The 229-nt window shown below is 65.5% G+C and carries 1 protein-coding gene; it reads right to left on the reverse strand.

Annotated elements, in window-relative coordinates; all coding sequences use genetic code 11:
* Positions 1 to 92: 92 nt before the first annotated feature.
* A complete protein-coding gene (locus RVY79_RS22155; protein ID WP_411161794.1) occupies positions 93 to 221 on the reverse strand; it encodes a hypothetical protein in 129 nt (42 codons plus the stop codon).
* Positions 222 to 229 lie beyond the last annotated feature (8 nt).

The raw sequence follows: 229 nt of genomic DNA on the forward strand, positions 1-229 counted from the left end.
GGGCTGCCGATGACTGCTTCCCCCGCCGGGGCCATCAGTGAGGCCAGCTACGGTTTTCACAGGAGCGGGTCAGGCGACGGCGCCCACCGCGTTCAGAGCGGAAAAAGGCTCTTTCCAGTCAGGCGCTGGTGCTCCCGGATCGCGAAGCGGTCGGTCATGCCCGCGATGTAGTCCGAGCAGGCTCTCATCAGGTCATCACGATCGGCGAAGTCCGCTGGCATCTGCCGAG

The organism is Chromohalobacter sp. HP20-39 (assembly GCF_033052815.1).
GTDB lineage: Bacteria > Pseudomonadota > Gammaproteobacteria > Pseudomonadales > Halomonadaceae > Chromohalobacter.